Genomic DNA, 25,060 nt, shown 5'->3' with positions numbered 1-25,060 from the left:
CTGATGCAAAACAAGCTGATCCTGGTAGCGCTATTGGCGCTTTTGTTGGTTGTCTTTGCCTGCGGTGGTGGCGACAGCGGCACATTGAACGACAGCCTCGACGACCCGGACGCAGGTGCCGACGACGACAACGGCGGCTCCCCTTCCCCAGGTGACGATGACGACGACACCAGCGGCGACGACGACACCGGTGGAGACGACGACGACGACGACACGCCGTTCGAGGGCGATCTTACCGAACTGTTCATTAAGCCGGAATTCACCGCCGAGCCGGTGGGCTTTGAGATTGGTTACGGGGCCAACGGGAGAGACACGGCCGGTAACGACGTCAACAATGTACCGGTGGATTGGAGCATAGCGGACACCGCGATCGCTTCCATAAACACGGATGGTGTGGCCACGACATTAAGCAATGGCAAGACCTTGGTGCAAGCGAGTTGGTATAATGTGGGCAACGGCGAAACGATCACCGCCTCGGCGAATCTGTGGGTCACCGGCGACGTATTCGTGGTGGGGCAAGGCGGCCGAATCGCCCTACTGGACGTGGGCAACGACACGGAAACCGCCAATTATCTCGGCACGACGCTCGACGGCGAACTGCAGTCGATGACGATCATGTACGACAGCTACGGCGCGATTGTCTCGCTCGCCGAGCAAGGTTATGTCTCCCTGTTCGATTTGGACCCCGACGACGTCAAGGAAGTCTCGAACGTTACCTTGCTTCCGGCGCACATCGGCGTTGAGGCGATCGAGAACAACGACAACCTGTATATCGTCGAGAATACCAACCACGATCTCTCCATTTTCCGGCCGCTCGAAGACAACTGGGAGAATTCGTACATGGCCGGCATGATTTTGCTGAACGACCTGTCCTACCCCACGGACGTGGGAGTCAACGACGTCTTCCTTTTGGCCTTGGGTAGCAATACCGAACCCGGCAGTGGCGTCTACAACGAGGGCTACCTTTACTTTATCGACGGCTCGGGCAATACGATGAACGCGATCGTCGGACGGCGGTCGGTGGAATGGCCGAATCCTATCAAGGTCGCAGGCGCCCAGGATTATGCCATCGTCCTGAGTTCGGGAGACGACGCCGGCTCGGGTTCGCGACTTGATTTCTATGAGGTGGCGAATCACGAAGGCTTCGTGAACATGGATGGCAAGATGGCTACGTTGGCTGCCCTCTCCACCGGACAGGTTTGGATCGGTGACGGCGAAGCCCCGAACGTGTACGCCTACTCGATCGACGGCGGCGATTGGGTTGTCTCGCAGGACGATCCGATCGTCTTACCCGACGGTGATCGTGTGGTGGCGATGCAGCCCTGTTTCACACGCAACGAAATCTGGGTCGCGACCGACGACGGCACGGTATACGGTATTTCCGCCGTCGATCTGACCGTCGAATATACCTTCGACCTGACGGGCTTCAACATCGTCGATATCGAAATCTGGTAACCGAAAAAAATTCAGGCAATTCCGGCGCCGGTTTCGACCGGCGCTTTTTTTATGCTTCGCCTGTCGTGACCACGGCAATGATTCGGTCGACCGCCTTGGGCACCGAAAGATCGGCCGTGTCGATGAATAGCGTGCCTGCGTCATAGTGGAAAACGTTCAAGCCGGCGGAGACAATACGCTCTCCGATCTCCAGCAAGTCGATCTTCGCTGACGTCACACGCGGGGCCGCGACGACCAGGCGCGCCTGGCGGTCGAAGGCGGCAATCACCAGGTCGGCGTCGCGATGCCGGGCAATCGCTTCGATCATCAAGCGGTAGGTACTCAGTTCCGAAGGAGGAAGTCCACTGACCACAAGCCGCAGCCCGCCGGCTTCCACTTCATGCATGGGGCTCTCCGCCATGGCGCGAATGCGACGCCATATTTCTTCTCCAGCCTCAACGAGTGCGGGGTCGAAAGCCTCGAAACGTTCATCAATCAGTGGCGCAATCGCATGTCTGATATCGAAGGGACTTTCGCGCACCGCCAGAAACACGAGCAGCCATTGCCGCCAAGGATCGCCCGCGGCTTCGATACCCGCTTCGAGCGCGCGATATACGTGCCCGCCCCACTCAGGAGGCTCGGATAGCGAGTCCAGGAGAAGACGCGTGCTCGAACCGACGCGCGTGTCGTTGATGATTCGCACGCCGTGACGCTGCATTAGCGATACGTGATCGGCGTGGAGGTAATGATGGTCCAGCCAACGAACCTCGGTAAAATCCGGCCGATCGATAAGCTTCCGCAGGGCCTCCATGTCCTCGGCCATGAGTGGCAGACCGATGAAATGGAGCGCCTTGATGCCGGCATCCGGACCCAACGCCGGCGCTGATAGTGTGTGACCAACCGCGCCCTCGGCTGCGAAGAGAAAAGCCTTGAGCGGCGAAAGTTGGTGCGCCCAAATCGCCGCCCCGGCTATGCCGTCGAGCGAAGCGACCGCCACTAGCGCGTTGGCGTTTTGTTCGACGACGACCAGGTCATTCGGCACGGTTCATTTCCTTCTCAGACAAGGCGGCTGCCGCGCGCCGTGGCAGTTTTCCGAAACCACCGTTGGATAGAAACGCAATCTGATCGCCCGCGTGCGCACGTTCGAGCACAATGCGGAGGGCGTCGTCGTAATCGGCGGCATAGACCGCGTTGGTGCCTAACTCCTCGAGTTCCCTCACGAGGCGCGCCACGTCCAACACGTCCTCGGGCAGCCCCTTTTGCAGGGCCTGCACTTCAACGATGACTGCCAAGTCGGCGGCGGCGAAAGCCTTCGCATATTCTTCCTGGAAAAAGGCGCGACGCGACGTGTTGGTGCGCGGCTCGAAAACGGTAACCAGCCTGCGCCCGGGTCGCGCGGCGCGCAGGCTTTCCAGCGTGACACGAACGGCTGTTGGGTGGTGCGCGAAGTCATCGATGACGAGCACCCCCGCCGCTTCGCCGATCACCTGCTGTCGCCGCTTGATGCCGCGAAAGGTCGCCAAGCCGTCAGCGAAACCGGCGTCCGAGACGCCAAGCCGCCGCGCCAAAATGTAAACGCCCATAAGGTTGAGCAGGTTGTGTTTGCCGGAGAGAACGGATTCGAAGGGGCCGCGCTCTTCTCCGTCGACGCGCAAGACAAAACGCATGCCCGCGGGGGACACGGCGAGTATTTCGCCGCCGACACGGGCGTCGGGTGCGAAACCGAAGGAAACGACTTCGCAAGAGGCTTCCTTCACCAGGTCGCGTACGTTGGGGCAATCGATTCCTGCGGCGAGAACGCCGCCGGCGGGAAGCGCGGTGACCAATTGGCGAAATGCATCGCGGACAGCGTCGAGATCATCGTAGATATCCGCGTGGTCGAATTCGATATTCTCCAACACCGCGAGGTCCGGTCGGTAGCGCACAAACTTGGGGACTTTGTCGAACCAAGCCGTGTCGTATTCGTCGCCCTCGACGACGGCTAAAGAGCTCTGCCCGACGCGGTAGCTGGCGTCGGTATTCTCCATGACACCACCGACGAGGTAAGTCGGGTCAAAGCCGCCGTGTTCCAGTATCCACGCCAGGGCCGCGGTGGAGGTTGTCTTGCCGTGCGTGCCGCACAAGGCCGCCAGTGTTTTTCGGCGAAAGAAAAAGAGACGCAGCGCGTCGGTCATCGAAATGTAATCGATGCCCGCGGCGATCGCGGCATCCCCCTCCGCGTTTCCTTTGCTGATCGCATTGCCGATGACCACCAAGTCCGGACGCGGCTCCAGGTGACTCGGGTCGTACCCTTCAAGAATCTTTATCCCCAGCGCTTCGAGTTGTTCGCTCATCGGCGGATACGCGCCGACGTCGCTGCCGGTGACGTGATAGCCGAGCGCTTTGAGCATACCGGCAAGGCTGCCCATGCCGGCGCCGCAAACGGCGATCAAATGAATGTGGCGGATGGCTTCCGTGTCGAGTTTGCAGTCAGCCATCGAACAATTCCTTCCACACCGCATTGTGAACCGCGGGACGCAGGGTTCGGATCGCCAAGTTCTCGATGGAAGGATGCAGGCGGTTGGTCAGAAGCACAACTGTCAGTTCGGCCTTGGGGTCACACCAAGCGCTGACACCGGTGAAACCGAGATGTCCGAAAGTGTCGCGACTGAAATGGTCGCCGGCCGTCGAACCGACGGCAGACACGGTATCGAAACCAAGTCGATAATCCACGCCGGGCAGATGATCCGCATTGTTTAGAAACGCGGTCATGGCCGAGTTGGACAGCCAGTCACTTTCCCCTTGCAGCGCTAGACGGAATTCCTCGACCACCCGCGCAACGGCCGCCGCCGTGCCGAAAAGGCCCGCTTGCCCCAACGCTCCACCGGCGGCGTAGGTGTCGTAATCGTGAACGACGCCGCATACAACCCTGCCCCGCCACGGACAGTCCTGGGTCGCGGCAATCGAATCAACCGACCGCGGCGTGACCTGCAGAAACAGTAGGTCGGTAATTCGCAGCGGGCCGGCAACCTCCCGCTGAAAAAGGTCGTCAAGCGACGCGCCGGACAACCGCTCCAAAGCCCATCCGGCCAGCGCGAAACCGATGTCGCTGTAGACTTGCCGCGTGCCCGGCTCGTAGGCAGGGCGTTCTTCGGCTAGTTGGGACTTGGTCCACGTTTTTCCACCGGCCGTGGCGACCAACTCCGGCGGCATAAGGCGATGATAGGATCCAGACGGCCTGGCGCCGCTGGTGTGGTGCAAGAAACGGTAAAACGGTTGCCGGCCGAAATCTTCCGCGACGTCCGGCAGGAAGTCGTGCAGCGGTGCATCAAGGTCCAGATCGCCACGGTCGAACAAGCGCATGGCCACAGGCGTCGTCGCGAGAATTTTCGTGAGACTGGCTAGGTCGAACCACGTATCGAGCCGAACCGGATGGGGCGTGTCGTAGCGGGTCACACCGTGGGCTGATTCATGAACCAAGCGCCCTGCCCGCTCGACTCGCAGGACGGCGCCGGGGATATCTTTTTGCTCGACGGCACGTTCGAGAATGGCAGCCGGTTCGTTCACGAAACGCCGCCGGCGAGGAACTGCAGTCCCGGTGGCGCGGTGGTGAGACGCACCGGAACACCGAGCGGGATGATGCGGTTTCTCGACCCGTGGCCGATCGGAAAACCGACGGCGATCGGTACGCCGAGATCGCCCACACGATCCATGAGAATGGTGTCGAGAAGTACGTCATCCATGTTATCGCCGAGATCGCCCACTGCGAAGCCGGCGACGCCATCCAAATGCCCGCCCAAGCGAAGTGTCGTTAGCATGCGGTCAACTCGGTACGGCGCTTCGTGGATGTCTTCAAAAAAGAGAATCGCGCCACGCAGATTCGGCAGGCGACCGGCGGCGGCCATGTGGGTCAGCAGCGTCAGGTTGCCGCCCAGCAGGATTCCTTCCGCCGAACCGGAAAGCACGGTGTGGACGTCGGGTCCGCCCATCTCCGGCGGCGGCGCGGGATCGGTCAGCGTGCGAAAGTAAATGTCGGTTTCTTCTTCACTCAACCGGCCAAGCTGCGAACCGGCGATCATGGGACCGCTGAACGTAACAAGCTGAGTTTTCCGCCAACATTCCAGTTGCAGCGCCGTGATGTCGGAAAAGCCGACAAGCGGCTTCGGGAACTCCCGGAAGAGATCGATTTCCAGTCGATCGAAAAGCCGCAGCGAACCGTAGCCGCCGCGGGCGCAAAGCAGGGCTTTGATGCTTGGGTCGCGCAACGCTGTGTGCAGCACTTCGGCGCGCCACCAATCCGACCCGGCGAGGTACTCTTCGCGTTGGTCCAATCGCTCGGGAACGTGGACGTCGAATCCGCGGGCCGTCCATATGGCGATGCCGCGAGCGAGCATGGCGTTATCATAAGGACCGGCGGGAGCTACGACAGCGACGCGGTCGCCGGGTTGCAGGTGCGGCGGCCGCAGGACGGGGCCTTTATTTGGAGGTACGGAATTCACTCAATCGGACAAAGCCTCGCGGCGTTCGTTTATCATGTTGTCGATGGTCAGGATAAGCGCTTTCAGATCCGCCAGCCGATTATGCTTTTCGGCGTATCCGTCCAATTCATGGCGGATCAAAGCCAAGTCGTTCAGGTCGAAATCAGCCAGGTAGGAATCAATCTTCCCCGCTTTGAACGCCTCGATTACTTGATCCAAATCGAAAAAGCCCATTCGCTGTTCTCCTTGGGGGGTTCGCACGGTTATTCTGATACATCGCTATCCCCGGGCGCAAGTGGCGTGCCTTCGTTGAATAGCCGGTCGGCCAGGTAGCTCGATCGTACGAACGGCCCAGCCGCAACGTGTGAGAATCCCCGTTCTAGTGCCTTTTGGTGCCAAAGTGCAAAGTTTTCCGGCGTTACATAGCGCCGCACGGGTAAGCAATCCCGGCGCGGCTGCAAATACTGCCCAATCGTTATCGCTCGAACGCCGTGTTGCCGAAGATCGTCGAGCACCTGTTCGACTTCCTCGTCGCGTTCGCCCAATCCCAACATGACGCCGCTTTTCAATAACACGTCGGGACGTAATTCGCCAAAGGTTTTTAACACGAGAAGACTCTGCTGGTAGTCCGCCGCCGCCCGCGCCTCCGCATACAGACGGGGGGCGGTTTCCACGTTGTGATTGAACACGTCAAACGGAGCCTCCGCCAGCCGCTTCAAAGCGTCCACGGAACCCTGGAAATCCGGCGTGAGCAGTTCGATGGCGGCCTCAGGCAGTCGCTCCCGAACAGCCTTGGCGGTTACTACAAAATGGTCCGCGCCGCCATCAGGAAGGTCGTCACGGGTCACGCTGGTAATAACCACATGTTTAAGGCCCATTTCGGCGGCGGAAAGCGCGACCAAGCCAGGCTCTTCCGGGTTCAAGGGGGCGGGCGGGCCGGGTTCGATATTGCAGAAACCGCAATTGCGGGTGCAGTTCGGCCCCATAAGCAGGAAAGTGGCCGTCCCACGGACGAAACACTCGCCGATGTTCGGGCACCGGGCCTCCTCACATACGGTATGCAGATGCCGACTACGCAGGCGGTTGTGCAACGCCTGCACTTTCTCATGGTTTCGTATCGGCCTGCGCAGCCATGGCGGTAAACGCCCGCTCATCCGTATCTCCCTTCGCCGAGCAACGCGCCCCACCGTTCCATGACCACCATTTTCGTCCAGCGGTTCCGTGGGGTCGCTAAATGAGCGTCCTGGGTCAACGTACTCTCAGCCGCGTCGCGGGTCGACACCAGCAGGTCGACATTGGTCAGGGCCTCCTTCGCAAAGCGTAAGGGTGGCAGACCGCTTTGTCGATCGCCAAGCAGTTCCCCTGGACCACGCAGACGCATGTCCGTTTCCGCGATGGAGAAACCGTCGCGACAACGCTCAAGATAAGCGAGGCGTTCCTGAGCCGCCTCCGATAGACCGTCGGCGTGTATCAAGAAGCACCATCCCGGCCGACCGTCGCGGCCGATACGCCCGCGCATCTGATGCAATTGGCTAAGCCCGAACAACTCGGCGTCCTCGATCACCAACACCGCCGCGTTTGGTACATCGATGCCGACTTCGATCACCGAGGTGGCGACCACGGCGTCCAGACGACCCGCCGCGAACGCTTCCACGACCTGCTTGCGCGCGTCGGTTTGCATACGGCCGTGCAATACAGCCAGACGGAAACCGGCCAGCGCACCACCAGCGAGTTCATCGTACAGAGAGGCGACGTCGGCGCGGCCGGTCTCGTTTGCATCCAGACGGGGGCAGATGATGTAAGCCTGCCGTCCCTCGCGCAACCACGCCGCCACGCGCTCGTATACTTTTTGACGCTCGCGGCGATGGGTGAGCCGCGTTTCCACCCGCCCTTCCCCTCCGGGCTTGTCGCGCAGCAACGAAACATCGAGATCGCCGTAGAGAGTCAGCGCCAAGGAGCGCGGGATGGGTGTCGCCGTGAGCACCAACACGTCGGGATTGCTCCCTTTGGAAATCAGGGAAGCCCGTTGGTTGACGCCGAATTTATGTTGCTCGTCGATGACAACCAGTCCGAGTTGGTTGAATTGCAGGTCGCCGCTAAGCAGTGCGTGAGTGCCGACCACAACATCCTCGACACCAAGGGCAATGCGATCCGCCAAGCGCCGCCGTCCGGCCCCGGTTACCGAGCCGGTCGCCAAGGCCGTGCGTACTCCGAGCGGTTCAAGAAGCCCCGCGAAACGCGCGGCGTGCTGCTCAGCTAGAATCTCGGTGGGCACCAAGACGGCCGTTTGATAACCGTTGCGCGCCGCCACTCCCGCAGCCAGCATGGCGAGGGCTGTTTTCCCCGATGCAACGTCCCCGTGCACGAGACGATGCATGGGGTGCGCGGCACGTAAATCGTCGAGCACGTTCTGCCACACGTGCTCTTGCCCTTTGGTAAGCGAAAACGGTAGGCCCACCAGCAGTTCGGTGACCGTCTCGACCGTCGCTTGAAAAGCGATTCCCGCGGTGCCGCCTCGCTCGCGGCGGCGAAGGGCGAGCGCAAGCTGGAACGCAAAAACGTCCTCAAAAACGAGCGAACGAAGAGCGCGAGCGCCCGCGTCGATGGGGATTTCCGCGGTGTCATTCGGCGGGGCGTGAATCAAGCGCAAGGCTTCTCCCAGCGTCAGCAGGTCGTATTCGCCCCGCAGGTCCGCTGGTACCGCGCCGATCCAATCCGCGGCGCCTTCCTCCAGCGCAGCGGCGATGAGCTTGCGCCAGGTGCGTTGTCGAACCCCTTCGGTTTCACTGTAGATGGGAACAAGCTGCGACGACTTGCGGCTTTTTTCCACTGTCTCGCCATCGGGATTTTGGAGTTGCAGCGTGTCGCTGTATTCACCGACAGGACCGCTCAGCAGCACCTCGTCGCCATCTTCAAAACGGTGACCGGCAAATCCGAACCAGGTGACCGAGACGGTGCCGGTCGCGTCGCTGAGTTCGGCTACCGTGCGACGTTGACGTCCTCGGCCGCCGAAGCGATGAATGTGCTGCAGCGTGCCGCAGACGGTGGCGCAATCATCGGCTTCCAGATCGGCGATCGCTGTGGGGCGGCGCCGGTCGTCATAGCGCAGCGGTAGGCAATACAGCAGGTCGGCGACCGTCAGCACGTTCTTGCGCAGCAGATGTTCCGCGGTTTTCGGGCCGACACCGGGTAGATCGGTGATCGGCCGCAGATAGCGGCTGTGGTATGGCGTAAGTGTTTCGCCCATGTCCCGCAGTGATTACTTGCGGCGTCGCGGTCGCCTGGAGCGACGTTTCGCGCCGTCGCTTTTCCCGTCCGTCTTCTCGACGGGCTTCGCGCCCTCTGCCGGTTTGACGTCCGGACGCCGACCGCGTTTGCCGCGCCGTTTGGAACTCGCAGGCCGACCGTCGCTAAAGCTGAGAGTTTCCCGCCCGCTTTCGGCCTCCCCTTTTGCGCCGCGGTCGCCTCGCCGTGAATTGAGTGAACCGGACTCCTCACGCTTCAAGCGCTCGCGTTGCCGACGGCGTTCGTTCTCAATGCGGTTCACTTCGGGAACGATGTGCTTCATCGAGGGCGGCGGGTCCGGAAGTTCAATACGGTCCGGATTGAGAACCTTGTCGGCCACGACAAGCGTTTCGAGTTCCTCGATGATCTGTATAGCGTCTTCGACCGCCTGGCGCTGGTAGCTTGGTTCAAAAGTCTCGTATCGCGTGAACGCGTTGCGTAGGCTCACCAGCAGGACCTCGGTGGAAATCCGCAGGTCGTCCCGCTTGAGCACGCGTACAACTTGTTCGCGCACGGCCGCGCCAATTTCAGACAGGCTCTTGTCCTGTGCGTGAGATTCGAGCGCGCGGGTCATTTGGGCGCGCAAGCCGGAAATCATTTGTTTAACGTCATCCATTCATTTGCCTCCAGCCGCGACTAAGGTGCAATGCGCGAGCCAAGCGGTGCGCTCGTCGTCGCACGGGGCGCGATAAGGGTCGCTGAAACACCGGATTGTCGTGAGCGCGGTGAGCCGGAAAATATTGTGTCATCAGGCTCACGGGGATTCGCCCGCGAAAGCGACGTCGCAACCGACGCAAAAAGCGCGGCGTGTCGGAACGTCCGCCAGGCAGTACCAAATGCCGCACAAGAACGCCCCGTAGGGCCAACCCGTTTTCATCGACCTGCAACGGTCCGCTTAGTGTAGCCAAAAACTCCAGAGTCTGCCAGGAGGCGACGGCCAGTCGCGGCGTGCCGCATATTTCCCCGGCGAACCTGGAACTGAGAGTCTTTACGTCGGGTAACCATATCTGTACGACGTCGGCCAGCAACCTCAGCGTTTCGGTGTTTTCGAAGCCGTGGATGTTGGCCAATACGGGAACGCGCAAACCGCGGGCGCGTGCCAAATATACTGCGGCGGCAATTTGCGGCCAATAATGCGTGGGATTGACTAGGTTGATGTTGTGCACGCCGCGGCGCTGCAACTGCAACATCCGCTCGGCCAATCCGTCGGCGGACATTTTTCGCCCGACGCCTTGCTGGCTGATCGGCCAATTCTGGCAATAGAGACAACTTAGTGGACAATGCGTGAAAAACAACGTCCCTGAACCCAGCGTACCACTGATCGGCGGCTCTTCCCCGTTATGGATAGTTGCGGAGGCCAACTCGATCTCCGCTCCTGCGCCGCAACGACCGCGCTCCCCTTCGAGTCGCCGGGCGCCGCAACGGTGAGGACACAACACGCACGGCGACATACGTCGGTAGAGTTCGCGAATACCATGTAATGGATTCATACGAGATCGCCGGCTATTCAAATTCGTAAAAACGCGCGGCGTCGACGTGCTTGTAACGATCGGAGCGCAGCCGCCGAATGGCCAGTTCACGGATAAACGAGCGGCAACCCTCCTCGTCGGCAACATCGATTTTTTTTGCACGCTTGAGGATCGCTTTCGTTGCGCTTAGCGGATGAAAAATGTAGCCCTTGCTGAAGTGCCATTGCTCACTGAGCGGCAGCAGGCGCGCCTCGAACAATTGCCCTTTGGTGAAAGCGTGTGGAACATCGCTCTCCACAAAATATTTCGCCTTGGTCAACAGATCGATCAACTGCAAGCCCTTTTTCATGACCTTCTTTAAGCGGAATAGGCTGTGAACGTGTTTCAAAAACTCTTCGTACACCACGCGGCGTTCCTCGGGCAATTCGGGGCCGCGGTTTGTGACGAAGGTTTGCAGCGCCGTCTCTCCCACATCTTCCAGGCGGTGTTCAAAGAGGAACCAATCGAGAAAGCGTTCCAGGTGGGCTTCAAAGAAGTCGTCGTCTTCGTTGATCTGCCCCAGCACGGCGAAATAATCGATGCGCGAGGCCACTAATTCCGCGTGATAGTGGGCGTCGGCAAAGCGCTGCAACTCGTCGATGTATACGTCGATGGTCATACTTAACCTGTATAGGCCACTTTGCCGTCAACCAGCGTGTAGCGAATGACACCGGGTAATTCCCAGTCGATAAAGGGGCTGTTTTTCGATTTCGATTGAATCCGGTCGGTGCTGTAAACGAATGTCGACGACGGATCAAAGACACAGATATCGGCGGCCCGTCCGAGCGCGAGAGACCCCGCTTCGAGTCCCAACACGTCGGCGGGGCCGTTGGTGAGCAACCCGATCGCGCGATTCAAAGTCAGCTTCTTGCTTTGCACAAGCCGCAGCGTGAGGCCCAAGGCGGTCTCCAGGCCGATGATTCCGTTCGCGGCTTTGTCGAACTCGATTTGCTTCAGAAGAATGCCGTGGGGTGCGTGATCGGTCGCGATGGCGTCCACCGTGCCGTCGGCCAGGCCCTTGATCAACGCGGCCCGGTCTTCGCGCGAGCGAAGCGGCGGCGCCATCTTGCAGTTTGTGTTGTAGTTGCCCACGTCTTCATCGATCAGCGTGAAGTGGTGCGGAGCCACTTCGCAGGTTATTGGTATTTTCTTCCGTTTGCCCCACTTGATCAGTTCGAAACCGCCGCGGGTCGATAGGTGGCAAATGTGTACGTGGCAGCCGGTATACCGCGCCAGCAACATGCTGCGGGCAATGGCGATTTCCTCAGCGACGGAAGGATTGCCGGCCAAGCCTAGCTCCGAACTGGTGAAGCTTTCGTTCATCAAGCCGTTGCCGACCAAGTCGGCGTCCTCGGCGTGGTCCAATACGACCATTCCCAGTTGCCGTGATAGTTCGAAGACGCGCCGCATTATCTCGCTGTTTTGCACGGGAACGCCGTCGTTACTCAGCGCGACGACACCCGCCTCGCACAAACCGCCGAGATCGGCGATCTGTTCGCCTTGCAGGTCGATGGTGATCGCGCCGACCGGATACACTTTGCACACCGCGTGGGCGGCCTTGGCCAGAATGTATCCGGTTACCGTGCTGCAATCGTTAACTGGTTCGGTGTTGGCCATGCAGCAGATCGTCGTAAAACCACCGGCCACCGCGGCGCGGGAACCGGTTAGAATTGTCTCTTTACCTTCGAAACCCGGTTCGCGCAGATGCACGTGGAGGTCGACAAAGCCCGGCGCTACGACACAACCGGAAGCGTCGATGGTTTTCTTCGCCCTTCCCCCTTTGCCGGGTGCCACGATGTCGGCAACCTTGCCTTTTTCGATGACGACGTCAAAGAGACTGTCGAGACCCTGCGACGGGTCGATGACTCGTCCGCCGGTAACGATCGTTTTCAACTGCCACCTCCGGATACCAGGTAGAGCAGCGCCATTCGCACGGCAACGCCGTTGGTCACCTGGGAGAGAATGCGGCTGCGCGAAGAATCAGCGGTTTCGGAGTCGATTTCCACGCCACGATTCATGGGACCGGGGTGCATGACGATTGCGTCTTTGTTCGCCAATTCCAATCGTTTGGGATTGAGTCCGAAGAAACGCCCGTACTCGCGCATACTCGAGAACAATTGCCGACTTTGGCGCTCGAGTTGAATGCGCAGCATCATGATCACATCAACGCCCTTGACGGCGTCTTCGATGGTGGGCGCCACTTTCACGCCGAGCTTCTCGATACCCACCGGAATCATCGTGGCGGGTCCCGAAACGCGCACTTCAGCGCCCATGCGCACCAGACCGTAGATGTTCGAACGGGCCACGCGGCTGTGCGTGATGTCGCCGATAATCGCCACCTTCAAGCCGTTGAAGCCGCCCTTTTCGTCGCGAATCATGAGCATATCCAGCAACGCCTGGCTGGGGTGCTCGTGCGCACCGTCGCCCGCGTTGACCACGCTGGACTCCACCATGTTCGCCAACATGTGCGGGGCACCGGCACTACCGTGGCGCACGACGATGATTTCCGGATGCATGGCCTCGATGTTCAAGACGGTGTCGAGGAACGTTTCGCCCTTTCCCACCGAGCTTTCCGACGCGGCGAAGTTCACGACATCGGCCGACAGCCTTTTCGCCGCGATTTCGAAGCTCGTACGCGTACGGGTCGACTTTTCATAGAAGAGGTTAACGACCGTTCGCCCCTGCAACGTCGGGACCTTTTTGCGCTTGCGCGTCGCGATGTCGCGGAAGGCATCGGCCGTGTCGAGGATCAACTTGATTTCGTCAACCGTAAGATCCTTCAAGCCCAGAATGTCTTTGCGGTTGAGCTTCATGCCGGTCCCTCCTCCGGATCGACGAGCAAGACAACTTCCACGCCATCGTCGCGGTTCTTTTTCGGGCCGACCTTCACGTTGATTTTTTCCTCGCGGGCGGTGTCGACGATCTGCCCCCAATAATCGGGCTGAATCGGCAGTTCGCGATGCTCGCGGCGGTCGATCAAGACTGCGGCCCTAATCAACGCCGGCCGCCCGTATTCCATCAAGACGTTCATCGCGGCCCGCAACGTACGGCCGGTGAACAGGACGTCATCGATCAGTACGACGTAGGCGTCCTCGATGTCGAACTCGAGGTCCGTGGGGCCGAAGTGTGGGGCTTTTCCGTCCGCCAGGTCGTCGCGGTAGAGCGTGATGTCGACCAAACCGACCGGAATATCCCTTTCTTCCGAGCGTTTCAGAAACTCGCGAATACGATTCGCGGGATGGATGCCGCCGCTGCGAATGCCGATCAAAGCGAGCTTGTCCAGATCGGGGCAATGCTCGACGATTTGAGCGGCGATTCGTTTGAGCGCCAGATCAATTCGCTTTGCGTCCATCAGTTGTCGGCGGTGAACCAGTGACATAGGAGTCTTCCTGCACTGAATGTGATGTTGGAGCGGTTTTTTAATCGCGCCAAATGGTACCGCGCTCCAGATGGGGTGTCAACAAACGCTAGTGGGAATCCCTTCCGTTGCGTTGTAATACCTCATCCAATTCGCCGCTGCGCAGCAATTGCACGAAAGTATCGACGACCTCGCGCATAAATTGCTCCCCGCGGCCGGCCAGCATTGTTGAGATCGATTCTTCGATACTCATAGCGTTTTTATAGGCGCGATTGCTCGTCATGGCGTCGAAAGCATCGGCGACGGTCAAAACGCCGGTCAATAGATCCAGGTCACGATCCAGCAAACCGCGCGGATAGCCGCCGCCATCGGGCCGTTCGTGGTGGTTCCGGATGATCTCGATTTCCCGCCGCAAAAACGGCAGTGGTTCCAGAATCTTCGCGCCGACTTCCGGATGACGGCGCATGAGGGTCCACTCCTCTTCCGCCAAGTCTCCCGGCTTGTCGATGGCCGAAAGTTCGATGACGATTTTGCCGACATCGTGCAACGTGGCGGCGCGCCGAAGGATTTTCAGATCGACGCGCGAAAGTCCCAAGGTCTCGCCAATGGCCATCGCGTAGCTGGTGACGCGTTCCGAATGGCCTGCGGTTTCGGGGTGCTTTTGCTCGATCGCGCGGGTCAAGGAGGAGATAATGCCAATATAACTGTCCTCAGTCTCGCGGGCTTTCGAGAGCAATTCTTCGTTTTTCCGAATCAGCTCGCGAATTTTCTCCTCCAAGCGGGAGACAAGTTGCTGGCTGTACTTTTTCAGGTAGTGAAGCTGTTCGTCCGGCTCGATCGTCTCGCGTTTTCCGAACAAAAACTCCTCGATGGTCGCCACGAAAGTATCGGGGTCGATGGGCTTCTGCAGGTAACCGTCGCAACCGGCGGCGAGGCTTTTTTCGCGGTCGCCCTTCATGGCGTAGGCAGTCAGGGCGACGATCGGTACGTGGCGAAGGTTGTCGTGGCCCTTGATTTTCGTGGTGGCTTCGTAGCCGTCCATGCCGGGGAGGTTGATATCCATGATGATCAGGTCGGGTTTGACCTGCGCTGCCATCTCGATGCCTTCCAGACCGTCATCAGCCTCGAAAACCTCGTACCCGCTTGCCTGCAGCAGTCGGCGAACCAGCAATTTGTTTTCGACGTTGTCTTCAATGTACAGGATTTTTTTTGCCATCTGTCAGTCGCCGTTGTTCTCGTTGTTTTGGGTCATCATTTCGCTTTTCTTCGGCAAGGCGATGTGAAACGTGGAACCGACGCCTTCAGTGCTGGTCACCCATATCCGGCCACCATGCATTTCCACGAAACGTTTGCAGATCGTCAAGCCCAGGCCGCTGCCGCCACGGATCCGGCTGGTCCCCGAATCAAGCTGCCGGAAACGCTCAAAAGCTTGATCGACTTTGTCGGCCGGAATGCCGACCCCGGTATCGGTGACAGCTACATAGATTTCGTCGCCGCCGGCTCGTGTCGTAACACTGACTTGCCCTTTTTCCGTAAATTTCACGGCATTGCTAACCAAGTTGATAAGCACTTGCCGCAGGCGCATGTGATCACCGTAAATGAATTTGATCGCCGGGTCGAGGTTGGTTTTCATGACGATCGGCTTTTCCTTGATGAGCCCCTCGCCCGTCGTGATGACGCTTTCGATCAGGTCCGCGACTAGGAATCTCTCCATGTTCAGTTCCATGCGGCCGGACTCGATTTTCGACAGGTCCAGAATATCGTTGATCAAACCGAGCAGATGGGTGCCCGAATTCAAGATCGCCGAAATGTCCGTCTCCTGCTTATCACTCAGCGGACCGTCGATGCCGCGCAAAATCAGCTTCGAGAAACCGATAATCGAATTTAGCGGCGTGCGTAATTCGTGACTCATATTGGCCAGGAAGTCGGATTTCAAACGATCGGATTCCCGGGCGCGGGAATACAAGGACATGAGTTTCTTGTTGGCTCGCTCCAACTCGGCCGTACGTTCGCTCACCTTCGCCTCGAGTCGGTCGATCAGCCGCAGTTTCTCGATCGCCATACCGCTGATGTGCGAAATGGCCTGCAATTTCTCGACGTCCTCGGGATCGATCGGTTGACGCTTGTAATAATGATCGCCCAGCATCAAGCCGATGATCCGCCCTGCCCCGCGAATGGGTACGATCACGTAGCCCTTGGATTTCCACGCTTCCTGCTGCGATTGCGGCACGAATATATTGTTCCACGGATTGTCCACGATAACCGGATTACCGGTCGCAAAAGCCTTGCCTTCCTCGCTGTGTCCATCCAAGGGAATCGGGTTGGCTTGGCAGGCCGCGAACACGGTTTGCGCCCAGGGACGATCGTGCGGGTCGATCACCGAGACGATGCCTAACTGCCCGTCCCGCGCCAGGTAGATCATGCTGCGGTCGAAGCCGAAATCGGAACAAATGCGGTCGGCCGTAAGGTGAATGAGATCGCGGTACGATTTGACGTCCTTGGTCGCTTCGGAAAGTGAAACGATGCCGTGCAGCAAATCAACCTGTTGCTGAAAGCGCAATTGCATGTCGCCAAGGTTGCGCTTCTGGTGGGAGACGATCGTGCGCGCCTTCTCAATACTCCGGCGGGCTAAAACCGCCTTGTCCGGCCCTCTCTTGAAGAAGGGCTTGCGGGATTTTTTCCACAGGAATCGATAACTGCAGCAAGGTAATTGGTCTTCCGGGGCTTTGGTCGGCGGACCCTGCTCGACGAGATCTTGGCGCGCCTCGTCGTACAGCACCTCATATTCGAAGGGTACGCGCTTGGCTTGCCCCCAAAGAGCTTCCAGCCAGGGCCCCAAACTGGGCGGCCCGGGTCGCTTGTTGGTCGTGTAAACATGGACGACGCACTCGTGGTCGTCGACGCGTTGAATCGTCAAGCGCCAGGTGCGGGCCAGTTGACTGATTTGACCCACCATGACCGACAGAATTTCGTAAGGATCGTCCACAAAGGGCCAGAGCAAATCCCCCATGCCGATCGATTCATCGTCGATGATCACGCGCGCCGCAGCATCCAGTTTGCGAATATGGCCCGCGACCAATAAGGCGTCGAGCAATTGCCGAAACGTGTTCTCGTCGATCCATTGGCGCTTTTCCAACGGAATCGGTTTGGCCCCCGAATCTCGCGCGCTCCACCGATCGAACGGAATGTCACTTTCTTTGAGCAAAGTGATGACCGGCGAGAATAGTGTTGCGGCAATTTCCGGCTTCACCGAGAATTCCTCCCGAAATGGGCCTTCTAACAGGCGGCGACATAGCATAACTCAAACTCGGCGTACGTCCAGAGGCGACCTAGGCCGGCCAAAGGGTTGCTCGACCAGCCGGCGAGCTGGGCCTCGACAACTTGACGTGTACGTTTTTGTCTTATACCGTCACGTCTCACCGTTCAAGAAACACGGGTTCTCAATACACATGTCAATATCAAGCGTGCATCTGGTTGCCCTCGTCACCACTGGACTGGGAGGCTGGGCCGCAAGTCGGTTGCGCCCTGTCCACTGGGCGACTGTGACTGCCGCCGCGTTTCTTGCCGTGTTTCTTCGAAATCCGCCAGAACTGCTTTTTTTCGCGGGCGTTGTGGCGGTCGGTTTGCTGTTTCGGCGTTTGCTCCCCCAAAAAGGGAGTAAGAGTTACGGATACTCAATCGGCGTGTTGGTTTTTGCCTTTTTCTGCCGTTTTGTTGCCGGGCAAATCGGCGTCGACGCTCTCGGCGATACCGACGCCGCCTGGCGAGCTGTTTTTCCCGCGCTATTCATCATTGCATGCGATGACGTCGGCATTTGGGACGAAATCGTTTCGCTGACCGGATTGACCACGCTTGCCCGCCTCACTCTTGTTTTGTGCTTCGGAAAGGATCTGCTTGGATGAAGCCGAACATCGTCGCCATCGTGAAACGGGAGAGGCGTTCAGTTCTGTTCGTGTTGTTATGTTCTGTAATATTGGTGACCTTGGAGTGCGGCCTGAAAATCGAGCAGCGTCCGCACTTTGCCGAGAAAATCGCCGCGGCGCGCCTGGCGCGTCAAGCATTCGATGTTATCAAAACGGCGCGTTGTAATCGCGGCTACGAAATCGATCCGGAATTAGACCCCGCGCGGTCCGGCTTGGTCGGCGACTATTTAACGCAGGTGACCAGCAATACCGGCCTGCTCGAGTCTAAACACACGTCCATTAATCCGAATTTTGCGGCATTGTTTTTCGATTTTCTCGTGGAAGCTGGTGTAACAAGCGGTGACACGGTTGGCGTCGCCTTTTCGGGTTCTTACCCCGCTTTGAACATCGCGGTCGTCATTGCCTGTGAGACACTCGGCGCCCGGCCCGTGATCACATCCTCAGCCTCGGCCTCGAATTGGGGGGCGAATGTCCCGGATTTCATGTGGTTGGATATGGAGCGGGTTTTAGTCGAGCAGGGAATCATCTCGCATCGGTCCATTGCTGCATCGCTTGGCGGTATCGAGGACGTCGGCTTCGGCATGTCGCCGGAAGGACGCCGCTTATTGCGCGAGGCGATCGAACGCAACGGCGTCCCGTTTCTCGACTCAGCCGATCGTCACGACGGGTCGCGTAAACGCGTCGAGCTTTACGAGTCACAGAGCGCCCCCGGATCCCTCGCCGCGTTCGTGAATGTCGGCGGCGGAGCCGCGGTTGTGGGAACATTACTTGGCAAGCGAACCTTCAAGGTCGGAGTAAACCAACATGCTCCGAATCGCGCGGAGCGGATAGACTCGGTTGTGTCGTACTTCGCAACGCGTGGCGTACCGATTATTCACTTGGTTTACGTTGATTTCTTGGCTGAGAAATTCGCCCTGCCCGTGGCCCCCACTGAGATGCCGGCAGTCGGCGAAGGGTCCTTGTTCTGGAAACGCGGATATTACACGACTCTTGCTATTGTGTATTTATTTGTTACAATGTTCTCCTCAATTTTACTTCTTCGACACAACAACACGTTTATAAAAAATAACGGCGAAAAACGGTTAATTCGTCGATAGGTCCGACACATTGCGGCCAATAGTGGAAAAAATGTCGCGCGGGGGGCAAGGTTATGAACGGAGACAAACCGGAAGTCGAACAGAAGTATTGGTTTGTAAGCCACACTGTTCTCGACAAGGTCGCCGCGTATGCTGTGATTCGCACGTTGGAACGCGCAGGGGCAAAGTGCTGGGTCACTCCGCGGGACTTTGACATCAACCGCGGACGATTTGCAAAACAAATTGAAGAGGCGATCATTAGTGATCGTTGCCTGGGCGTCATATCGGTGTATTCCGAGAACGCGGAAAGAAGCGAATGGGTACCTCAGGAAAACGAAATGGCGCGCCAGCACAACAAGCCTGTCATTCCGTTTTCCCTGTCCCCACCCGAAAAAGTCGGGCTGGAATGGCGAGTATTTTTCGCCGGGGCCAACATCGATTACCTTGACGACGAAGTTACGAAACTGAACCAATTTCTTGAATCGCGCGGTTTCTATGACATGGTTTCAGAAAGCATGCATTGGATTGAAAAGACAATTCCGTGGGAACAGTGGAACGCCCTCGTAACTGAAGCGGAACGGATTCTCAGTGAGTCTCTTCAGCGAATCGCCAAATTGGCCGGTTTCGAGCCGCTCCCACCGCCCCCGCCGCTGCCGTGGACGGTTCGCAGTAAACGCTGGCTCGGATGCCATGGAACGAAGGCGGGCGCTTTGTGCATCATTGCGGGGATTTTGCTCGTCCTGTTGTTTTTGGCTGCGGCGGTGGTCTTTGGCCCGGAAATTTCCATGGCGGGTGCCGGCGTTCACATTGAGATAAACAAGCACTACGCCGTCACGGATTGCGGCTCGATATTGGACCAGGAAACCGGCATGGAATGGACGCCTGATCTAGGGGGAGACAAGCTCTACATGCCTCTTATCAAATACACAGAGGCCGTCGAGAAGCTTCAAGACAAAGGACAATTGGAGGATGAGGCCGCATATAACTCTCAAGTTACCGACGGCTTGCTGAGAAAGCGGGAGTTAGAGGTCATCACTCAATCCACCGCCAAATCCGTCGTAACACAACTGGACTTTTGTGAAAATAGCGATTGGCGATTGCCAACGGTAGCGGAAGCTGGTTCGCTCTTCGAAAAGAAACGTCGGACATCTTGCGTTGGCTTACACTGTGGACCACGATCCTTGCGTTTCGGCGGTTACCGCGTCGATCCGGCCTTTCGCATGGGCGGTTGCTGCGCATGGACATCCGAATTCGAGATCGTGGATTCGACGGCAGAACCACTATCTTTTTCGTTCGGGAGAGATGGGCGTGTGACCACACCCAATAATCCGGGAAGCTTCACGGACCGTCGCGTACTCGCGGTTCGTGTTTATGACGTCAAGAAGTACGAGAAGTGGAACCAGCGAAACTAGTTTCCTTTCCCGCCGACGTGCATTCATTCCTCGTTTTGCAGCCTCTTTTGTCGGACGACATCGTAACCCAACCGCGCCATAAGATTGGGGATGGCTAATACGGCATTGCGGTCGTATTGCTTCATCCTTTCGGGCAAGTCATCGTAGTCAACCAAATACGGTGTGGTTTTCTTCTCCAAGTCGCGCGCCCCCGGCTTCCATCCGGCCTGCCGTTTCTCATTTTCCCAGCGTTCGTGTTCCATGCGGGATAATTTTTCCGTTTCCGAAGGCGTGAATTCGAACAACGGCTTTTTCCAATCGATGCGTGGAGCAATATCGCATTGGATAATCCGAAGTTTCTCGCCGATATGAGTCGCTTGATGACGGTTGGAATTCTTAAACTCTTCGGACAAGAAATCCCAATTGACCAGGGCGGGATGGCCGACGCCCCCGCTTGTCTCTTCCAACTTTTCCTCGACCCAGTTCTCGTGAATGGCTCGCGCTAAAAACTCATTTACGCCATTATCCAAAAGCAAGCGCGGATGACACGCGCCCTCGTAAATGCCGAAGGAATAGAGATTACTTAGGCGCTCGTCCGCGTCGCCACCCTTCGCGATCTCCGTGAGCCCGGTGCCAAAGCGCATGCACATTACGACCGGACCTTGCTGATTCGAAATCCGGTGGGCCAACTCCAACGATATCGCGAGGTTCTCGTCTATGTTCTCGATACACGAATACACGGCCGACGCGTCTTGAAGCGAGTCAGCCCGGTCAAGGATTGAAAGCGTATCATTTATTTGGCTGTGTGGATCCACGTCGATCGGTTGGAAGTCGATGATGCTTTCGAGGTTCACTTGTCGTTTCTTCAAACGTTCCAAAAACGCCGTCGCTCGTACGGCAACGACCGTGATTCGCAAACGCGGCCATTTGGCCGGCCGCAAACGTTCCAGCCTCTTCTGCTGGTTCCACCAGTATCGCTCGAGATGTTCGAAAAGCGTCTGACCGAACTTACCCAAACCAAGCAGAACAACGTGACCACCCACCCCTGTTTGCAGGCTAACTCCTGGAACGGGCGGATGAGTGTCGAGAAGTTCCTGGGCTGCGACGCTGTATACATCGAAGAACTCGAAGCGCAAACGGTCGGGACGCCCGAGTTCTATTTCTCTCATCTTCAACAGGTGGGAAAGATTTGGATCGTCGATATGTACGAAACAAACCAGTTCTCGCGTCAACTTGGACGCGTAATTTTCACGGATTTCGAGGGCAATCCCCGCGTTCTGCTGATTGTTGCCGGCAACAATGACAACGGCGTTGGCGCGGCGAATGTTGGCTCGCTTGAGGATTTCGGGGTCGCGTGCGTCACCGTAAACGATAACGGCGCCATACTCCCGAGTCGCCGCCAGACCAGGCTTGGTCTCATCCGCTTCGATTGCGACGACCTGCAGCCCCTCCTTCAGCAGTTCGCGGACGAGCGCCGTTCCCAACTCGCCCAGACCGATGACCACCATATGCTTGGCAAAAAACCGGGCGCGCAACAGCGAAACCTGCCTCGAAAGCACGATGGTTATCGCTTTGACAACCGTCAATGCCGAGACAAACGGCGCCGCGAAGCGCGCGATCTCCAGACAGAGTGGAAGGGACCCTTGGCCGGCCTCGAATTCCAATACAAAAAGCTGCAGAGTCCGGTAAATGATTTCCGGCCCCGAGAGCTTCGCGCCGATTTCGCTGAAGCCGACAATTCCCGCCACGACGGTGCCGACAAACAGCGTGCCGATAAACGGCCATTGAAAACTCGCGAGAAAACGAAAAACGCGGAATCGCCAAGCGCGAACCGGTCTATATTGTTCCAAACCCATGAATGCTCCCGCCAAGGTGAGGTATTGCGATGGCGTTATGATAACATAAAACCGTTGGTTCGGCAGTCATGCCCGCGACGAAATATACGGACCATAAAATGAAGAACGGGCGTTGGTGCTGACGCTTGACGGTCAACAATCACGCCGATACATTAGGCGAATTCTTTGTCGTTCACACAAGGAGTTGCTGTGAATCAACGCGAAATGACCAAGGATTTATTCTCGTGGAGAAACGTCAAGCAGGAGATTCTAACCAATCTTCCGGCGTGGTTCTTCTTGATTCAAGCCGCCAGCGTTCACAACATCTTCATGGCCAATGTTCCGCAAGCCTGGTTCCAGCAAGTTGGCGTGGAGCGCTCTTGGTTTGCCCTGCTGATCCTGCCGATTTCCATTTGGTTTTATGCGTTCTATCGCGTTCGCTTGCGGGATTCGCGCCTCGATTTCGACAAGAAGCTGATCCACCGCCTGGTGATCTTCATCGCCTTTGTCATCCCCTTCGTCAACTGGGCGCTTTACGCTGTGTTCCCCGGTCTGCGCTTTGAGCTGTCGGCGCGAGTCTTCCACGTAATTTTCGAGTATTCGAATTTGGCGTGGGCCGCGATTTTCGTCGCCTGGATATTCTATTACCGGGGCTTCGCGCGCTTGGTAACCTTCTTCGGCGTCGCTTTTCTCTACGGCCTCGCGCTGGAGAACACCGGCATTTACTTGCAGTTCTTTTTCGAGCCCGGCTATGATTTCTATCTGCTGCGTCTACCGGCACCGATGGCCACCATGCTCGGCTGGTGCATCGTCATTTCCTGCTGCGTTTGGGTCGTGGATTTCTTCCGTCAATCTTCGCCGCGGTTGAAAAAATCGGCGGCGCTAACCGCCTTGGCGACGACGGTGCTGGCGATCTCCGCCGATGTCCAGTTGGACCCGCTGGCCAGCTTCCCCGACATGTGGTGGCGGTGGAACGAACTGCTGCCGTCCTTCTGGTACGGCGTGCCCTTCTGCAACTACGCTGCCTGGTTCGGCGCATTTTTCGCTTTTTCCTTCGTGTACTACCGCATCTTCGACCGCGAGGACATGACGATCTGGCAGAAGAACGCGCGGCTCCTCCTGTACGTACCGTCCATCGCGATTTTCGCGGGTTTGACCTGGCTTGGAATCATGATCGTGTGGGAAACCATCGTGCCGCAAAGCACGGGGTGTTACCCGACGGTGCAGATTCTTTGGAATACGATGGCGAGCCTGTGGCCTTACTGATTCAGAGGGCTCGTACGTTCACGCGCAACGGTTTGTCGATGATGTTGAGAAACTCGGAGATCGTTTTCGCGTCGGTCCCAGGCACGCTGTAAAGAATCGACTTCAAGTACATTTTGTCTTTCTTCAATTGGCCGAGGTTATCCAGCGTGTAGCCGATATCGCCGCACTCACCGAGTTCGTCCTCCGGGCCATCGGCGACGCCGGCATTGTCGTTATAGTACAGATTCGGTCTGACCGGTGTGGCCCGCGTGTCGTACAGAAGGCGGTTCATCCACCCACCCTGCCCGCCGGGATCGGTTACCAGCGACCAAGTATACGGCCCCGTATCGAGGCTCTTCTCCGCGGCGTCCATCACACCATCGATGGATACGCCGTTTGGATTGTTGCTGTTGTAGAACCTACGGCCGCTGACGTTGCACATCCCGTCGGTGCTGATGCGAAACTTCGGATTCTTCACGATCAAATCCGAGCGGAAGGGCAGCTCGATGATCGTCGGGAATTCAAACGCGTTGATGTAATACACGTTGTCGGTGAACGCCTTGGGTGACTTCAATTTCCACAATGTCACGCGGTTGACTGTGCGTCGCACGATGCGAACCGGGCCGTCGATCCAGCCCAGGGTTTCGCTCAGGAAATTTTCCTCGTTGCGGTCCAAGTCAACGCCGAATACGGAGCCCGTGAAACGGATTTTCAACCGATCAACCAGGTCGCGGTTCCCGCCACCGCCGGCCGGCTTGCGGATCAGGTCGCCGATAGAAAGCCGCGCCTTTGGGTGAAAAGCCATGCGGAACCAAAGGGTGTCGATCACGACGTTCGCGTTGTTGTAGGTCACATAGTCGATCGCGGAAAGCGGCGGGGGATTCTGCGCGTAGCTCGCCAGATAAACCCAGCCCTTTCCTCCGTCAATCGGATCGGTGATTTCCAATTCCACAGCGGCCGTGAATCCGGCCGGCAATTGGTCGCGTCCGATTCGATCGCCGGCGTCCATCGCCATAAAAACGAGTTCGTCGTTGGCGTCGATCATGCCGTCGTCGGCGCTTATTTGCGGCCCGCTCGGCAGCGCATATTGCCCGTCGGGACGCTTTTCGTCGATTTGAAACGGAATGGCCGATACCGTGCCGTTTTTCATCGCAAACGCCCGCGTGGCCGCGATCGGCCATCCGGTCAGCCCGGCCAGTGGCGCGCCCTCGAGGATCAGCGGATCCTGGGTACGGGTTAGGCTTTTACCCGCGTTAGGGCCGGCCGAAACGGAGACGGCGACCAATAAAACAGCTAGGACGATCAGGAACGTGATGCGGTTACGCACGAGTCATCTCCCGTTGAACAATTCGCGGTACGATAGCAAAGGTGAATCGAATCGTAAATGAACACGCCGCATTGACGAGCGTCGCTGCTCGGCGGTATCTTTCCGGCCCGAGCGTCGAGACCGCCTCCGATGGGAAACGAGGGCCGGGCGTGACGTTGTTGTCGACGGTCGCTTCGTTCTGTATTCTCGATTTGTCAGGTGTACCGGTACATAAATATGCA

22 protein-coding genes are annotated in these 25,060 nt (G+C 58.0%); 5 read left to right on the top strand and 17 right to left on the bottom strand.

The genetic code is table 11. From position 1 onward, the window contains the following. The first annotated feature begins 3 nt into the window (after window positions 1–3). A complete protein-coding gene (locus P9L99_19240; protein MDP8225504.1) occupies window positions 4–1,455 on the top strand; it encodes a hypothetical protein in 1,452 nt (483 codons plus the stop codon). A 49-nt stretch (window positions 1,456–1,504) separates the two neighbouring features. Here the strand turns inward: P9L99_19240 and P9L99_19235 are convergent, their stop codons facing one another. The 15 genes from P9L99_19235 to P9L99_19165 form a co-directional block, all read right to left on the bottom strand. After that, complete coding sequence (locus P9L99_19235) at window positions 1,505–2,476, bottom strand: hypothetical protein (protein MDP8225503.1); 972 nt, start codon at window positions 2,474–2,476, stop codon at window positions 1,505–1,507. Continuing rightward, entirely contained in the window at window positions 2,466–3,911 is a 1,446-nt protein-coding gene (locus tag P9L99_19230) for a Mur ligase family protein (GenBank protein MDP8225502.1), read from the bottom strand. Before P9L99_19230 ends, P9L99_19235 begins: the two co-directional genes overlap by 11 nt. Then, window positions 3,904–4,980: a serine hydrolase domain-containing protein gene (locus P9L99_19225; GenBank protein ID MDP8225501.1), complete on the bottom strand. Its 1,077-nt coding sequence runs from the start codon at window positions 4,978–4,980 to the stop codon at window positions 3,904–3,906. The genes P9L99_19230 and P9L99_19225 overlap by 8 nt, the downstream gene beginning before the upstream one ends. Then, window positions 4,977–5,912 carry an LD-carboxypeptidase gene (locus P9L99_19220; protein ID MDP8225500.1) on the bottom strand — a complete coding sequence of 312 codons (936 nt, stop codon included), beginning with the start codon at window positions 5,910–5,912 and terminating at the stop codon, window positions 4,977–4,979. The genes P9L99_19225 and P9L99_19220 overlap by 4 nt, the downstream gene beginning before the upstream one ends. Next, the gene (locus P9L99_19215; protein MDP8225499.1) at window positions 5,913–6,125 is read right to left on the bottom strand and encodes a hypothetical protein; all 213 of its coding nucleotides are present in this window, start codon (window positions 6,123–6,125) and stop codon (window positions 5,913–5,915) included. Window positions 6,126–6,154: 29 nt separating this feature from the next. After that, complete coding sequence (gene lipA / locus P9L99_19210) at window positions 6,155–7,045, bottom strand: lipoyl synthase (GenBank protein MDP8225498.1); 891 nt, start codon at window positions 7,043–7,045, stop codon at window positions 6,155–6,157. Further along, window positions 7,042–9,138, bottom strand: a complete 2,097-nt coding sequence (gene recG, locus P9L99_19205; protein MDP8225497.1) for an ATP-dependent DNA helicase RecG — start codon at window positions 9,136–9,138, stop codon at window positions 7,042–7,044. Before recG ends, lipA begins: the two co-directional genes overlap by 4 nt. Before the next feature lie 12 nt (window positions 9,139–9,150). Then, the gene (locus P9L99_19200; protein ID MDP8225496.1) at window positions 9,151–9,792 is read right to left on the bottom strand and encodes a hypothetical protein; all 642 of its coding nucleotides are present in this window, start codon (window positions 9,790–9,792) and stop codon (window positions 9,151–9,153) included. Beyond that, window positions 9,785–10,666: a hypothetical protein gene (locus P9L99_19195; protein ID MDP8225495.1), complete on the bottom strand. Its 882-nt coding sequence runs from the start codon at window positions 10,664–10,666 to the stop codon at window positions 9,785–9,787. Before P9L99_19195 ends, P9L99_19200 begins: the two co-directional genes overlap by 8 nt. Window positions 10,667–10,679: 13 nt before the next feature. Beyond that, entirely contained in the window at window positions 10,680–11,303 is a 624-nt protein-coding gene (locus P9L99_19190) for a hypothetical protein (protein MDP8225494.1), read from the bottom strand. A 2-nt stretch (window positions 11,304–11,305) separates the two neighbouring features. Then, window positions 11,306–12,577 (bottom strand): dihydroorotase, encoded by a 1,272-nt coding sequence (locus P9L99_19185; protein ID MDP8225493.1) that lies wholly within the window; start codon window positions 12,575–12,577, stop codon window positions 11,306–11,308. Beyond that, a complete protein-coding gene (locus P9L99_19180; protein MDP8225492.1) occupies window positions 12,574–13,497 on the bottom strand; it encodes an aspartate carbamoyltransferase catalytic subunit in 924 nt (307 codons plus the stop codon). The genes P9L99_19185 and P9L99_19180 overlap by 4 nt, the downstream gene beginning before the upstream one ends. Beyond that, window positions 13,494–14,063 (bottom strand): bifunctional pyr operon transcriptional regulator/uracil phosphoribosyltransferase PyrR, encoded by a 570-nt coding sequence (gene pyrR / locus P9L99_19175; protein MDP8225491.1) that lies wholly within the window; start codon window positions 14,061–14,063, stop codon window positions 13,494–13,496. The genes P9L99_19180 and pyrR overlap by 4 nt, the downstream gene beginning before the upstream one ends. A gap of 88 nt (window positions 14,064–14,151) precedes the next feature. After that, window positions 14,152–15,258, bottom strand: a complete 1,107-nt coding sequence (locus tag P9L99_19170; GenBank protein ID MDP8225490.1) for a response regulator — start codon at window positions 15,256–15,258, stop codon at window positions 14,152–14,154. A 3-nt stretch (window positions 15,259–15,261) separates the two neighbouring features. Then, a complete protein-coding gene (locus P9L99_19165) occupies window positions 15,262–17,292 on the bottom strand; it encodes a GAF domain-containing sensor histidine kinase (protein MDP8225489.1) in 2,031 nt (676 codons plus the stop codon). Between the two features lie 433 nt (window positions 17,293–17,725). Here P9L99_19165 and P9L99_19160 point away from each other — a divergent pair, with 433 nt between their 5' ends. The 3 genes from P9L99_19160 to P9L99_19150 are packed head-to-tail and all read left to right on the top strand — an operon-like array spanning window position 17,726 to window position 20,453. Next, entirely contained in the window at window positions 17,726–17,944 is a 219-nt protein-coding gene (locus tag P9L99_19160) for a hypothetical protein (protein ID MDP8225488.1), read from the top strand. Continuing rightward, a complete protein-coding gene (gene pgsW, locus P9L99_19155) occupies window positions 17,941–19,062 on the top strand; it encodes a poly-gamma-glutamate system protein (GenBank protein ID MDP8225487.1) in 1,122 nt (373 codons plus the stop codon). Before P9L99_19160 ends, pgsW begins: the two co-directional genes overlap by 4 nt. 53 nt (window positions 19,063–19,115) lie before the next feature. Next, complete coding sequence (locus tag P9L99_19150; GenBank protein ID MDP8225486.1) at window positions 19,116–20,453, top strand: toll/interleukin-1 receptor domain-containing protein; 1,338 nt, start codon at window positions 19,116–19,118, stop codon at window positions 20,451–20,453. Between the two features lie 23 nt (window positions 20,454–20,476). On the opposite strand, the gene P9L99_19145 is transcribed toward P9L99_19150, so the two are convergent. Next, on the bottom strand, window positions 20,477–22,288 hold the full coding sequence (locus tag P9L99_19145; protein ID MDP8225485.1) for an NAD-binding protein: 1,812 nt from the start codon (window positions 22,286–22,288) through the stop codon (window positions 20,477–20,479). Between the two features lie 189 nt (window positions 22,289–22,477). On the opposite strand from P9L99_19145, the gene P9L99_19140 reads away from it, so the two are divergent. Next, entirely contained in the window at window positions 22,478–23,533 is a 1,056-nt protein-coding gene (locus P9L99_19140) for a carotenoid biosynthesis protein (protein MDP8225484.1), read from the top strand. Between the two features lies 1 nt (window position 23,534). Here the strand turns inward: P9L99_19140 and P9L99_19135 are convergent, their stop codons facing one another. Continuing rightward, window positions 23,535–24,839, bottom strand: a complete 1,305-nt coding sequence (locus P9L99_19135; protein MDP8225483.1) for a hypothetical protein — start codon at window positions 24,837–24,839, stop codon at window positions 23,535–23,537. Window positions 24,840–25,060 lie beyond the last annotated feature (221 nt).

Source organism: Candidatus Lernaella stagnicola (assembly GCA_030765525.1).
Classification (GTDB): Bacteria; Lernaellota; Lernaellaia; order Lernaellales; family Lernaellaceae; genus Lernaella; species Lernaella stagnicola.
The sequence above is the reverse complement of the archived record's forward strand: the minus strand, read 5'-3'. Positions and strand labels throughout refer to the sequence as shown.

Coding starts and splice junctions, on each gene's coding strand:
- P9L99_19240 (MDP8225504.1), top strand. CDS start 4: ATGCAAAACAAGCTGATCCTGGTAGCGCTATTGGCGCTTTTGTTGGTT.
- P9L99_19230 (MDP8225502.1), bottom strand. CDS start 3,911: ATGGCTGACTGCAAACTCGACACGGAAGCCATCCGCCACATTCATTTG.
- P9L99_19215 (MDP8225499.1), bottom strand. CDS start 6,125: ATGGGCTTTTTCGATTTGGATCAAGTAATCGAGGCGTTCAAAGCGGGG.
- lipA (MDP8225498.1), bottom strand. CDS start 7,045: ATGAGCGGGCGTTTACCGCCATGGCTGCGCAGGCCGATACGAAACCAT.
- recG (MDP8225497.1), bottom strand. CDS start 9,138: ATGGGCGAAACACTTACGCCATACCACAGCCGCTATCTGCGGCCGATC.
- P9L99_19200 (MDP8225496.1), bottom strand. CDS start 9,792: ATGGATGACGTTAAACAAATGATTTCCGGCTTGCGCGCCCAAATGACC.
- P9L99_19195 (MDP8225495.1), bottom strand. CDS start 10,666: ATGAATCCATTACATGGTATTCGCGAACTCTACCGACGTATGTCGCCG.
- P9L99_19190 (MDP8225494.1), bottom strand. CDS start 11,303: ATGACCATCGACGTATACATCGACGAGTTGCAGCGCTTTGCCGACGCC.
- P9L99_19180 (MDP8225492.1), bottom strand. CDS start 13,497: ATGAAGCTCAACCGCAAAGACATTCTGGGCTTGAAGGATCTTACGGTT.
- pyrR (MDP8225491.1), bottom strand. CDS start 14,063: ATGTCACTGGTTCACCGCCGACAACTGATGGACGCAAAGCGAATTGAT.
- P9L99_19170 (MDP8225490.1), bottom strand. CDS start 15,258: ATGGCAAAAAAAATCCTGTACATTGAAGACAACGTCGAAAACAAATTG.
- pgsW (MDP8225487.1), top strand. CDS start 17,941: ATGAAGCCGAACATCGTCGCCATCGTGAAACGGGAGAGGCGTTCAGTT.
- P9L99_19150 (MDP8225486.1), top strand. CDS start 19,116: ATGAACGGAGACAAACCGGAAGTCGAACAGAAGTATTGGTTTGTAAGC.
- P9L99_19145 (MDP8225485.1), bottom strand. CDS start 22,288: ATGGGTTTGGAACAATATAGACCGGTTCGCGCTTGGCGATTCCGCGTT.